Annotated in this window: 13 protein-coding genes and 1 tRNA gene; 6 read left to right on the forward strand and 8 right to left on the reverse strand. The window is 44.9% G+C overall.

Annotation, left to right across the window (positions count from 1 at the left end; all coding sequences use genetic code 11):
* Window positions 1-31 precede the first annotated feature (31 nt).
* From ABQ275_RS21805 to ABQ275_RS21815, 3 genes are all read left to right on the forward strand, one after another.
* Window positions 32-103, forward strand: a tRNA-Arg gene (locus ABQ275_RS21805).
* A 124-nt stretch (window positions 104-227) separates the two neighbouring features.
* Window positions 228-986, forward strand: coding sequence for a hypothetical protein (locus ABQ275_RS21810; protein WP_349315255.1), 759 nt, complete (start codon window positions 228-230; stop codon window positions 984-986).
* 108 nt (window positions 987-1,094) lie between these two features.
* Window positions 1,095-1,667: a 2'-5' RNA ligase family protein gene (locus tag ABQ275_RS21815; protein WP_349315256.1), complete on the forward strand. Its 573-nt coding sequence runs from the start codon at window positions 1,095-1,097 to the stop codon at window positions 1,665-1,667.
* 25 nt (window positions 1,668-1,692) lie between these two features.
* Here ABQ275_RS21815 and ABQ275_RS21820 read toward each other — a convergent pair whose 3' ends face one another.
* Window positions 1,693-2,076, reverse strand: a complete 384-nt coding sequence (locus ABQ275_RS21820) for a VOC family protein (protein WP_349315257.1) — start codon at window positions 2,074-2,076, stop codon at window positions 1,693-1,695.
* A gap of 170 nt (window positions 2,077-2,246) precedes the next feature.
* On the opposite strand from ABQ275_RS21820, the gene ABQ275_RS21825 reads away from it, so the two are divergent.
* Window positions 2,247-2,789, forward strand: coding sequence for a hypothetical protein (locus ABQ275_RS21825; protein WP_349315258.1), 543 nt, complete (start codon window positions 2,247-2,249; stop codon window positions 2,787-2,789).
* Window positions 2,790-2,892: 103 nt separating this feature from the next.
* On the opposite strand, the gene ABQ275_RS21830 is transcribed toward ABQ275_RS21825, so the two are convergent.
* Window positions 2,893-3,564 carry an RNA polymerase sigma factor gene (locus ABQ275_RS21830; RefSeq protein WP_349315259.1) on the reverse strand — a complete coding sequence of 224 codons (672 nt, stop codon included), beginning with the start codon at window positions 3,562-3,564 and terminating at the stop codon, window positions 2,893-2,895.
* Between the two features lie 109 nt (window positions 3,565-3,673).
* Here ABQ275_RS21830 and ABQ275_RS21835 point away from each other — a divergent pair, with 109 nt between their 5' ends.
* The gene (locus ABQ275_RS21835; RefSeq protein WP_349315260.1) at window positions 3,674-4,072 is read left to right on the forward strand and encodes a hypothetical protein; all 399 of its coding nucleotides are present in this window, start codon (window positions 3,674-3,676) and stop codon (window positions 4,070-4,072) included.
* A gap of 66 nt (window positions 4,073-4,138) precedes the next feature.
* Here ABQ275_RS21835 and ABQ275_RS21840 read toward each other — a convergent pair whose 3' ends face one another.
* From ABQ275_RS21840 to ABQ275_RS21865, 6 genes are read right to left on the reverse strand one after another with little or no spacing between them, the layout of a single operon-like run.
* On the reverse strand, window positions 4,139-5,083 hold the full coding sequence (locus tag ABQ275_RS21840; RefSeq protein ID WP_349315261.1) for a glycerophosphodiester phosphodiesterase family protein: 945 nt from the start codon (window positions 5,081-5,083) through the stop codon (window positions 4,139-4,141).
* 30 nt (window positions 5,084-5,113) lie between these two features.
* Window positions 5,114-5,710: a histidine phosphatase family protein gene (locus ABQ275_RS21845; RefSeq protein WP_349315262.1), complete on the reverse strand. Its 597-nt coding sequence runs from the start codon at window positions 5,708-5,710 to the stop codon at window positions 5,114-5,116.
* Window position 5,711: 1 nt separating this feature from the next.
* Window positions 5,712-7,151, reverse strand: coding sequence for an FGGY-family carbohydrate kinase (locus tag ABQ275_RS21850; protein WP_349315263.1), 1,440 nt, complete (start codon window positions 7,149-7,151; stop codon window positions 5,712-5,714).
* Between the two features lie 9 nt (window positions 7,152-7,160).
* Complete coding sequence (locus ABQ275_RS21855) at window positions 7,161-8,606, reverse strand: FGGY family carbohydrate kinase (protein ID WP_349315264.1); 1,446 nt, start codon at window positions 8,604-8,606, stop codon at window positions 7,161-7,163.
* Between the two features lie 3 nt (window positions 8,607-8,609).
* Window positions 8,610-9,614 (reverse strand): NAD(P)-dependent oxidoreductase, encoded by a 1,005-nt coding sequence (locus tag ABQ275_RS21860; protein WP_349315265.1) that lies wholly within the window; start codon window positions 9,612-9,614, stop codon window positions 8,610-8,612.
* A 48-nt stretch (window positions 9,615-9,662) separates the two neighbouring features.
* Window positions 9,663-10,943, reverse strand: a complete 1,281-nt coding sequence (locus ABQ275_RS21865) for an MFS transporter (protein WP_349315266.1) — start codon at window positions 10,941-10,943, stop codon at window positions 9,663-9,665.
* Between the two features lie 185 nt (window positions 10,944-11,128).
* Between ABQ275_RS21865 and ABQ275_RS21870 the strand changes: the two genes are divergently transcribed.
* Entirely contained in the window at window positions 11,129-11,971 is an 843-nt protein-coding gene (locus tag ABQ275_RS21870; RefSeq protein WP_349315267.1) for a DeoR/GlpR family DNA-binding transcription regulator, read from the forward strand.
* Window positions 11,972-12,002: the final 31 nt, after the last annotated feature.

Raw genomic sequence — 12,002 nt, forward strand, 5'->3', positions numbered from 1 at the left:
ACCCAATCCCAGATTTGGGAGTTGGATTGCTGGTCCCGTAGTTCAATGGATAGAATAGAAGTTTCCTAAACTTTAGATACAGGTTCGATCCCTGTCGGGACCACAAAAATGTAAATCCTTGCAGTCTGATAAATTGTAAGGATTTTTCATATAAAGCCATTACTACCTGAATATTGACATATGCTTTTTGAAATATGTGCTTAAATTTTCATTGAAAACATATCCCTATGTCCCCTTACATCCAGTTGCGTAAAGTGGCTATTCTTGTATCTGTATGGCTGTTCTGCTGCTCCCTTACTGCCCAATCACAATCTTTCAATAAAAAAATACAAAAAGCATGGATCAGAATTGAATCGGTAGACCTATCTCCTGCTGCTCAGGCTCCCGATACTAATTATGCACGTTATACTTTTGGCAATAAGGATGTCCACATCAGCTTTTACCCTGCCTGGTCCGATTTTTCGTTCCTCTGGTCATTAACTAACCACTCCTTAACAATAGGCATTGAAACTTATTTGCTTGAAGAACTAACTGATAGCACCCTCGTTTTCTATAAAGAAAATTTCCGGAGAACAAGGTTTGTTTCTGAAACATTATATAGTAAGCGAACTAAACCAGCTACTACACGTCCCTTCCATGACCAGGTTGTGTATGTTGCCAGTAATTATCTGACACCCAGGTATAAAAAAGAAAAATCACTTCAAACTACCATCGGGTCCCTGCTGGAAAAGGCTTATAGTGTGAACCATAAAATTACTTTTCTCGCCAGGTTCATCGTTACTACTCAGGGTAGAATTGATCGCGTCGAAATAGTAAATGGCATTTCACCTGAATTTGACAATGAGTTTATAAAACAGATCGGGAAAACAAGCGGGGATTGGTATCCAGCAAAGATTGACAATATGCCGGTTAACTGCGAAATGACCTACACAATAAAATACCTGGATTCCATAGTCCCGTATGAAACTTTAAAAGGCAAGCGATAGCTGTTTTTCACTTATATTCCCCACTAATCATTTATATTTGAGTACGCATCCCAACCCAACGCCCTCCAGTCAATCCCGGTTTATTGTCATGTAAAATGTAAGCAACTCATGCAGAGGGGGAATCATATACAATTGACGTTATTCGATTATGAAGATATCCGGCAGGAATATTTTATTCTTATCTCACCGGGAAAATTCATCATTGAGAAAGTTAAACAACTAAAAAAAATATTGCACGAAAAGATCCGGTTGTCGCAGACAAATAGGAGATCTGTTGCACATATCTCGCTGTTTAAATTTATTTACAAGGATGATGACCTGTCTGTAATAAACAGGGTTACCAGGGCTGTGACGCAGCAACATCCGTTTATGGTAAAGTTAAATGGTGCAGGTATGTACCGGCACGGAAATGTTACCAAAACGTTGATCTTGAAACTGGGAAATCCTTATCCTGTCAAGGTTTTACAGCAACTCATCAGCAGGGAGTTTAATAAACGCAAAAAAATAGATCCACATATCACCATTGCAAGATCGGTTTTGAATGAAGCGTTTGATAAAATAACCGTGTCGGAATTTGATTACTATGATGAATTTTTATGCGACCGGATTACCATTCTGAAAAAGCCTATAGCGGGTGGCAGTTATATCTCCCTTGCCGAAATATTTTTGAAAGAAGTATAAAGATTTGTTTTGTTCCCATGCCATCCTATTCCGCTTCGTGCGGTTGCTGATAGAGACCAAATATATTTCCCGCCGGATCACTGAACCTTGCAGTTATCTCCGGTGCATCCATTCCCAGGGGTTGCACAATCTTACCGCCCCTGGCGACAATCAGGTCGATGGTTTGCACAACACTGTCTACCATGATGTAAATCAACAGGCCAGGTGTTGACGCACTTCTGCCGGTTACCCAGGTACCACTCACTTCGCCGATGGTATCATCGAAGGCGGTGTGGCCATCTCCGCGTTGCCGGATATGCCAGCCGAAAATGTCTTTGTAAAAAGATGCGGAGCTACTTACATCAATTGCGGGAATTTCGATGTAACATATTTTGCCGTTGGCATAAGTGGGGGGCTTATTATTTTCCATTTCTTTACAGGTTTTAGTGTTAAAAAAGGAAAGTTTTTGTTAACTAAATAAAGGATTCTTCTTATTTACTATCAATTTAACAAATTAACCAACAAGTTCAAACCAGTAGAAAAAGATCTATTTATTCCCTGGCATCCTATTTGACTTTTAACAGGTATAAAACCTTTTTTATGAAAGTAAAAGCGTTTATAACCTGCTTAATTGCCATCAGTTGTTTTTATGGATGGCGTGCGAATGCACAGGTTCGGGTGGATGTAAATGTAAACATAGGTAGTCAGCCTTTGTGGGGGCCTGTTGGATACGACAATGCGCAATACTATTATATGCCCGACATAGATGTCTATTATTATATACCCAACCGCCAGTTTATATACCTGAATGGTAACCGATGGATCTTCGCCTCTTCATTACCGAGCCGGTACCGCTATGATCTTTACCGCGGATACAAGGTGGTCATTAATGATCCCAGACCATACCTGCACGCAGATGTATACAGAGGTAAATACGGACGTTATAAAGGATGGTATGGCCGGCAAACAGTGATCAGGGATAGTCATGATGAAAGATATTTTCAGGGAAGAAATAACGGACATGGAAATAAAGATAACCGGGGATATGGATCTAACCAGGGCCGTGGGCATAAAAATGATCACAACAAGGGTGGCCATGGTAACGGGCGTGGTAACAGCCATGGGCATGGTAACAATCAATAATAACTAAAGTATTATTAAACCGGAATTACTGAAAATGATATCAGCAGTTCCGGTTTACATTTTAATGGTGGCTGGTATTCTCAAACAGCTATACAACTACTTTTCAGATTCGTTTCATCACATAATCTACTATCCTGTCACACCGGATATTGCCAAACTCAAAAATATCTTTACCGGATGATTGTTTGTACAATGCTTCCTTCAGTAAGCTCTTTGCGCGGTGAAGACGCACTTTCACGTTGCTGTCGCTGATTCCCAAACAAGCAGCAATATCACTGTTACCCATGCCTTCTACTTCTTTCAGCATATAAATAATACGGTATTTATCCGATAGCTGGTCGATCGATTCTTCAATTAAGCGGCGCGTTTCCTGTTGAATGGCTTGCTTTTCAGGATTCATTTGATGATTGTCTGATAGTTGAAAAATTTTCCCGGAGTCATCACCGCCATCGTCAATACAAACGGTTGGGTGTTTTTTAACGCTTCGTATCCGTTGCAGTGCTTCGTTGATCCCTATTCTGATCAGCCAGGTGGAGAAGGCCGCAGTGCCATGGTATTGTTGCAGTTTTTCATACGCCTTTAAGTAGGTTTCCTGCATGGCATCACTCACGTCATCCTCCTCTTTTAAATAACTTCTGATGACCCTGTATAAAGTCTGGTTATAACGGCGAAGTAAAATTTCAAATAGTTCTTTCTCTCCACTTAGTATCCGCTTAACAACCATATTATCCGGCATTCTGGATGACTCGTCGCCTATTGCTCTCAAAGCTTCCATTTTAGTATCTGTTTTGGTGATTAGATACAGATTGGGGGAGAAAGTTACAGTTTTTTGTAACCAAATAATGCTTTTCGCGTCAAATGGGCATCACTTAAAAAATTAAACTATGACGACATTGACCCAACAACCTGAAATCCAGAAGCTTTGGCTCATTCTTAAATACGTTTTCGGGTTGGTACCTATTGTTGCCGGGGCAGACAAATTTCTAAACCTGCTTACGCAGTGGGATGCTTATTTAGGTCCCGGGATACTTAACATGCTTCCTTTCAGCGGTCATGTATTTATGATGATCGTAGGTGTTATTGAAATAATTGCCGGTATTCTTGTACTTACCAGAACAGAGATCGGGGCATATATTGTTTCGTTATGGCTGGTAGTAATTACACTGAGCCTGATCATTTCCGGTGATCATTTTGATGTGGCAGTACGCGATCTCGTAATGGCTATCACCGCTTATGTATTAGCAAAGCTCACGGTTATAAACAGGGCCGTGGCTACAAAATAAATATAGACCGGGCGCGCGTTACAGTTACCTGTGCCGGGGCCCGATCTACCTATCTTTCAATCCTGCTTATTTCTTCCTGGAAAAAAATCGTTGTTTCGCGCTTTTAGCCGGGATCAATGGTGCAATAGCCGCCGCAGCTTCTATAGGCAGATCCGATTCCAGTACATCAGCACCATCTTTTATAACCGCGTAATAAGCTTTGGCGCGGGCCGAAGGATCCGGTAATTTATCGTAAGTAGGAGCAGATGATAACATACACTTTACGCCGCGGCTGTGCAGCAGATCGTACATTTCCTTATTCTCCGGTTTGTTGTCAGGTCCTATATAAGCCATCACCTGTGACCACGGGATACCGGCAGCTTCATACTCCTTCAATGCCCGGGGAGTTTTCACAAAAGCAGAGAACATACGATCCTTGTTGTCTTTCAGGTAGAAAGCCGCCTGTTCTCCCGTGTGTACCGTGAGCATCACAAAGGCATCCGCTTTGTGTTTGCGGATGATGGCAGCCGTCATTTCCATCGGTACATCTTTTTTGTCGAGGTTCAGGATTGTTTTGCCCCTCGCCCATTCTATTACCTCCCCGAGTGTAGGGATACCATATGCGGTAACATTACCTTCCGGGTCTTTCAACTTGAACTGCTTCAATTCTTCCCAGGTATAATCGCTCACTTTTCCTTTGCCGGTGGTAGTGCGATCAAGTGTGGCATCATGCATCAACACAATAATACTGTCTTTGGTCAGCCTCGGGTCTATTTCAAAGAAAGAAGGTGTATACTTTAAAGTGTTTTCAAATGTGGCAATGGAATTCTCCGGGTAACCGGGTATGATCCCGCCACGATGGCCACTCACCAGCGGTATATCTTTTCCGGTATAAGCAAAAAAGCGGTGCAGTTCTGCCGGTGTTTTTACATTGATGACATGCAGCTTGACCTGCTGCCCGAAAACCGTTGCACAGCAACAAAGCATACCTGCCATAACAAGGAATTGCTTCCGGATAAAAACATGGAGCATAGTATCGTATTTAAAAATTGTGATGATATTTTACATTTTTGAATTCAACTGTTTCAGCACAAATCCACCCGTTTCATCCAGTGTAAAAAGGGTTATAGAAGAATTGTCCTGTGTTAGCTGCTGATAATTCTTCAGTGGCATGCCGAGTTTATGCGCCAGGTAAAAACGGTTCACCCCATTATGCGCCGCCACCAGGAAGGTGCCCGACTGATGTTTCCGCACCAGCCCCATAAAAAAATCATCTACCCTTGTAATGATCTCTGTTGCATTTTCACCGGTTCCACCGGCCCTTGCTACTGCCGGGTCCCGCTTCCAATCGAGCCACAGTTTTTCATTTTCTGCGATGAATTCTTCCCGGGTTTTGTGTTCCCAGTTGCCGAAGTCTGCTTCTATGAGGCGGTCATCTTTGATCACTTCTTTCCCGGTTGCAATTTGTGCGGTGGTCCATGCCCGTTGTAACGGTGACGCATATACGCCATCTATCTGCACCTGTTTTAACTGTTCCCTTACCGCTTCCGCCTGACTGATGCCTTTAGGCGTGAGCGGAATATCCGTTCTTCCGCAATAGCGGTTATTATCCGCATTCCAGGCTGTTTCACCATGTCTGAGTAAAAATACATTGATCATACTATTGCTGCTTTATATATCCTTTCTGTGCCAATATATCTATAAATTTTCCATAATCCTGTTCATAGATAGCGGCCCATTCTTTATCGGGATGTACTTCTTTTTCAATTTGTGTAAGCGCGGTTGCCGCCGCTGATACGGATCCGAAATGCGTGCCCGCAGCCGCGAGTATGGCGGCGCCCACTGCACCGGTAACATACTTCATTTTGTAAACAGGCAGGTTAAGTACGCTGCTCCTGATTTTTAACCATATATCGCTGTTACTACCACCGCCTGCCGTGTAAACAGCCGTAACGGCTTCTCCTGATAATTGTTTGATCAGTTCATAGGCACAACGTTCCACATAAGCAACACCCTCCATACCTGCGGCAAAGAGGGCCGCGCCGGAAATATTTTCTGGTCTGAATCCCCTGGCCTGTGGCGCTATAAACGGAAACCGTTCTCCATTTTGTTGCAACGGATAAAAAAAGTGCCGGGTAGGAATATAGTTTGCTGCCTCCCTGTTTAATGCAGATAAGTCCGTACCAAATTCACGGGTTACCCAATCGCCGCCCGTATTGCTGGCGCCACCGGGCATCCAGTAACCTTCGGGATGACGATGGCAATACAATCTCCCTTCGGGATCATTGATCTCTTTCTTTGTAACGCCTTTCACCACCAGCGTAGTACCAATGGTGGTGTTCCAGTCGCCCACCTTTACAGCACCCGATGCCATCTGCGCAGCACAGCCATCGGTCATGCCTGCCACTACCTGTACAGATGCCGGTAACCCCAGTAGCGTGGCCATTTCAGCCGTGATATTTCCAATCACAGTACCTGATGGAACCACCTGTGGAAACCATTTCTTTTTAAAGGGTAGCTGCTCAAAAATATAGCCGGGCCAGTTATCATTCCGTACATCGTAACCTGATTTAAGTGCATTCGTATAATCCGTTATGGTATAGTTTCCACTTAATTTCCCGATGATAAAATCCGTTGCATGTATAAACCGGGAGATCTTTGCTGCTTTCTCCGGATACCTGTTGAGGAACCAGTACATTTTAGGAAGACCACAGGATGCATTAAAGGCGGCATACCCCGTTGTTTGCGCTTCCCGGGCGGCCTCGCTGCACAATACCGCTTCTGCAGCAGAACGGCTGTCGCTGTACATAATAGCGGGATGCAGCGGTTCATTCTCTGTATCCAGCGGTATTATCGTACCGGATGTAGAGGTAACGGATATGGCTTGTACAGCCATGCGTTGTTGCGCACCGGTCAGCAACCCCTGTAAACATTCCTGGCAGGCCGTCCACCATTCCTGCGGTGATTGCTCTTCACGCGAACGGTCATTCAGCGGAAATGTTTTCTCCGCACTGCCTGATTGATTCCCTTTGACATCCAGCAATACAGCACGCACGCCCTGCGTACCGATATCAATTCCTAAAAAACATGGCTCGTTCATGTGTTGCGATTAGCATAGCTTACTAAAATAAGTACGTGTTTTTTTCCATTCTTCATAAAAACGGGCAGCTTCTTCCTGATCCCGGGGGCTTACCACGTCGATGGCGTGCTCAAACTGTTGCCCTGTTTTCAGGGCTTCATTACAGATCAGCGCCGCGCCCATCACCGAGGCATGTTCAAAACCCGCTCTTACACGGATCTTTTTATTTATCAGGCTGGCAATCAACTGCCGGAGCATGCGGCTCTGTAAGCCGCCGCCACAGGCCCATACATAATCAGGTTCATGTCCTGCCACTTCTGCCAGGATCCTGTAGTTCTCTGCAATGGAGCAGGCTATGTCTACCATAGTAGCCCATACAAAACAAGCGCGTGATAACTGATGGGAAACTGGTGCAGGAAAAATAAAACCGCCCCTTACCAAAGGTTTTTTCTCACCGGCTACCAGGGAACCCAGGGAGGCCGTGCAATATGCCGGTTGTCTTTCTTTCAGTTCGGCTTCAATCACATCATATCCTTCATTTGGATAAAATATTTCTTTCAGCCGCTGGTAATTCAGACCGGTCACACCTGCATTGGCTTCAAACACAAACCGTCCGGCGGCTACATCGCGGCTCGTCCAGGTGCGTTGCGCACTATCTAACGTATACGAGTCAACGATTTTTACAATCGGCGTGGTGGTACCGGATACGATCACCATATCTTCTACCAGCGGACCGGTACTTTTAACAGCCAGCTGCGTGTCGCCGCCACCGGCGATGACTACCGCTTCCGTAGCAACAGATAGCGCGGCAGCCACCCCTGGCTGCAACCGGCCGATCACCGTACCGGCACTCATGACCGGAGGCAACATGCCACTATCGATATTAAAAGCAGCACAGAGTTCATCCGACCATTGCATACGGTCTACATCATAAAGCAGGGTTTCCGATGCCTGCGAGTGTTCATACTTCTGTATGCCACAAAGCATAAATTCTACCCAATCACTGATACTCAGAAAAGAAGAACAGGTGTTCCACAGATCGGGTCGCTTCTCCCTTATACCTATCAGTTTGAATGCAGAAAAAAGAGAAGTAGGATAGCGCCCTGTAAGCCGGTAAACATGGTCCTTATCTTTTAAAAGCGGCTCCCATTCCCTACCCCTGTGATCAATATTGGGTAAGCCTATCAGGGATTCCCCGTTCTTTCCTATCAGCACAATTCCTTCCCGTTGGCTGGTGGCGGTAAATGCTTTTATCTCTACATCCGCAGCCTGTTGCAAAGCTGCTTCCGCCAATGCTGTCACCTGTTGCCATACTTCTCCCGGATCAAAATACAAGGCTTCCGGATAAAGTTCATCTTTTGTGTAATGAATATCATCCCTGGCTATGCCAAGTACCTGACCTGTTGTACCGGTAACGGCTACACGTATATTTCCGGTTCCGATATCTATAACAATATATGCGTCCTGTTTTGCCATGTCTTATTGTGTCTTAACGTTCAGGAGTTCTTTATTAGCCAGTAGCGCCGGGTCATGCTTTTCCAGCGAAAACCACTTCACTAATGCATTGTTCAGGATAGCCACGTGGTGGTCTTCCACTTCAAAAGTGGCGCCTGCAATATGCGGGGTGGCCATCACTTTCGGATGGTTGATGATCCGGTAGTCCAGCTCATCAGGCGGTTCATGATCGAATACATCCAGGATAGCGCCACCGATCTGACCGGCTTCCAGTACCTCCAACAGGTCTTTCCTGTTCACCACTACCGCCCTGGCCGTGTTGACAAAAATAGCATCCGGTTTCATCAGCGACAGCAGCGATTTTCCGATCAGTTCTTTTGTGTCGGCTGTTACAGGAAGATGAACAGATACAATGTCGCTGGTAGCAAAAACGTTTTCAATGGAAGTGGACGTATAGCTGTCATCATAAGCTGTAAGATACGGATCGTAGAACTGGATCTTACAGGGTAAGGACTTCGCTATATTGGCGATGCGCTGTCCTACGGCACCAAAACCAACCATACCAATGGTTTTCCCGGCCATTTCCTTTCCTTTGAACTGAAGATAAGAAGTATGCGCGCCTACCCCCCAGTGCTGTCCTTTCAACCAGTTGATGCCTGCTATGGTATGCCGCATGAATGTAATTACATTGGCGATAAACATTTCTGCTACAGCCTGCGCATTACGTGCAGGCGTATAGAAAACAGGAATACCATAAAGTGTAGCAGTAGTCAGGGAAACATTGGACGGTGTTCCCCGGCACACGCCTATAAATTTAAGATCGGGGAAAGCGCGGATCACTTTTTCAGTAACCAGATCATGTTCCGTGATCAATGCCGTGGCTTCCGTTTCACGCAGCAGTACCAACAGTTCCTCTTCATTGTAAGCGCGGCCATGCGGCTTCCAGGGTCTGTAAACAATACTTCCAAAATTCTTCTCCAGTTCATTAAGACCTGCTTCATTATATGGCGCCGTAACCAGAATTCTCATATTTCGTAATTTATGTGTATCGACTATTATTAAAAGATCATCTTGTGTTTATATCTCCACTGCTGTACGTTCCATATGATGCGTGGTTTTCGCGTTGTCGGGAAGGGTGATATACCGGGTAATCACTGCGCTGATGAAATAAAGCAGGGCGAGGAGCCACACGATACCTTCACTACCTACCAGGCTGATGAAAATACCAACAATGGCGGGCCCCACGAATACAGGCAGGCCAGCACCCAGGTTCAACATGGAAATGGCTGCGCCTTTATCTTTTTTTACGAGAGAAGGGATCAGTGCTGTTAATGGTACATAACCAGCAAGACATGCACCCCACAATACGCCTGCAGCTGTTACCAGCCAGAAGTTTCCGGTGGAAAACTGTGGTGCATAATACAGCAGCAGCGTGGTGATACCACAGCCTACGCCACCAAACCACATCACGGTATTGCGCCATCCGAAACGATCGCCTACAAATCCGAAAATAAGATTGAAGGCTATGTTACTGGTGAAAATGGTGCCCCAGATCTGCAGCCATTCGATGGTGGAAAATCCATGTGCCGCCATATAGGTAGGCAGGAATACAGGGAAGGCAAATTGTGCTGTGGTATTGATGATGCGCACAATACATCCCAGCAGTACTTTGGGTTCCTCTTTCACAATTGTGAATCCTTTTAACAGCTCCTGCGTTTTTGATCTGCCCATGCTGTTGCCGGGCGGCGTAAATTTATCCCTGTTAAGCACCAGTGCAAAGAAGGCGCCCAGCAGTACCCAAAAAATGGAACTCCATAAGGTATTCTGATAACCGATACTATCAATAGCCCAACTGGAATAATAAGCGCCCATTACATTCAAGCCGCCTGTAAATACAAACCAGAACCAGCCTACGGCGCGGCCCAGCATCTGTTGCGGCGTGCGATAGGTGATCCATACCAGGAATGAATACGCGAAGAGGGGATACCCAAAACCACGAATGGCATACGTAGCCAACATCACGGGGTAGTTGAGCTTTGCCATGCCTAAGCCGACAAAACCAATAGTCCCGATGATATATAGCAGTAATCCCATCGTCATCGCTTTGCGGGGGCCGTAACTTTCGGCCAGCACCCCTGAAAACCAGGATGAAATAGCGATGGTAATACCATATACGGTAAAGAGTAAAGCTGATTGCTGCATGGTCATTCCATGCTGTAACAGGTATGGACTGAGCCAACCCTGCTCCACGCCATCGCCCATCATAAAAATAATAATACCGATATAACCCCATAACAGGGGTTTGGGAATACCAGATCGGGTTACCTGCGCGGAAGTTGTAGTATCCATGTTATTCATAGTGGCACGTAGAATTATGAGTGACTGCTTTTAGCGTAAATCAAATATAATAGATTTAAATAAAATTAAACATAATTAAATAAAATATAAATCTAAAACAATAATTTTAAACATCAAGCTATTGGGTTTTAAGGAAATAATAGGGGCCAGCTGTCTCGAATCTTCATATTAAATTTGCCAGCAGCTTGAAAAAAAGTATTTTTAATACTATTAAACACATCGAGCAGGCAGCATCCCCGAAAAAAACCACCATTACAGCGGATATGAATATTACAGAGAGACATCAGGCGATTCTACAAAAGCTCCAGGAAAGCGGCAGGGTAGATATCATTGAACTTAGCGACTCCTTACAGGTATCAGGTGTTACCATCAGAAAGGATCTCAAATTACTGGAAGAGAAAAAACTGCTGTTCCGTACAAAAGGCGGCGGCTCTATTCAGAATCCATATGCCAACGAAAAGCCCCTGAATGAAAAGGAGCTTATTCATGCTGAGGAGAAGAAAAAAATTGCAAAGGCAGCATTACCGTTTATTGATCAAACGGATTCTATCATCATCGGCTCAGGTACCACTGTTTTTGAACTGGCGCGTATCCTTCATCCTTCCAGGCACCTTACCGTTATTACACCAGCTCTGAAAATAGCCCTGGAACTTTGTAACCGTCAACATATAGAAGTACTGCAAATGGGTGGCCTCATTCATCAGAACTCCTCTTCTGCCGCCGGCTCGTTTGCAGAAAAACTACTGGACGAAATTTCATGCGGCATCCTTTTCCTGGGTGTAGACGGCATAGATCCTGACTTCGGTCTTTCTATTACCAATCTTGCCGAAGCAAGCCTGAATAAAAAGATGATCCATATTGCGCAAAAAGTAGTGATCCTTGCAGACAGCAGCAAGTTTGGCCGCCGGGGCATTGGCCGCATCGGCAACCTCGACCTGATACATTATATCATTACTGATAAGCATGCTCCTAAAGATCTGATCAGTCAAATGGAAGAAAAAGGCGTACAGGTAATTATTGCAGATTAATGAACAAGTAAATTATCCGCGGGCCTCACTG

This window comes from Chitinophaga sp. MM2321, from assembly GCF_964033635.1.
Lineage (GTDB): Bacteria > Bacteroidota > Bacteroidia > Chitinophagales > Chitinophagaceae > Chitinophaga.